This window comes from Oleiphilus sp. HI0117 (genome assembly GCF_001635235.1).
In genome coordinates this window covers 1-595 of sequence record NZ_LWGA01000504.1, presented here as the reverse complement: position 1 = coordinate 595, position 595 = coordinate 1, and the positions used below count along the sequence as shown (strand labels likewise).

The 595-nt window shown below is 44.0% G+C and carries 1 protein-coding gene; it reads right to left on the bottom strand.

What is annotated here, in order from left to right:
* Window positions 1-465 (bottom strand): biotin/lipoyl-binding protein (locus A3757_RS05705; RefSeq protein WP_197469844.1); only part of this gene is annotated, 465 nt, incomplete at its 3' end.
* Between the last annotated feature and the right edge of the window lie 130 nt (window positions 466-595).

The window sequence follows — 595 nt, the reverse complement described above, 5'->3', positions numbered from 1 at the left end:
TTCCGCAAGATTGTGTTGCACTTTTGCCTTGCGAAGTTGTTCCACAGTAATCACGCGTTTTTCGCGCAGTTGACGAGCATTATCTACATCATGTGCCATATCCTTTAATCGAATTTTGGCTGATTCGATAGCACTCTCTGCTCGACGAATAGAGGTAAGCAATTCGGTTTCATCCAAGGCTACTAGCAAATCACCTTGAGACACCATGTCACCCTCTTTTACTGTCAGTTCGTCAATCGTTGCCGATTGCGAAGTACTGATTTCGATACTGCGAGATACATTGGTGTACCCTGTTGCCGAATAAAATCGAGGCACTAGATCTTCTTTAACATGATGAGCATCGACCTCAATTGGCTTGGCGGCCACTAGTTGGGTACGAAGTGTATCGTTTTGCTCGCCGCAAGCCGTAGCTATGCTGACGGCTGCAAGAACAGCTAATAATCGTGTTACTAATCGTAGACTCATTGGAACACTCCATTTTTCAGTAAATGACATACATGTTCAGCAATGAATTCAGGGTCATCATGCTCGGGTTTTCCACCAGGAAAAAACACCCTCATTGGTTTAGATTCCAAGTGATAAAAAACAAGGGAGA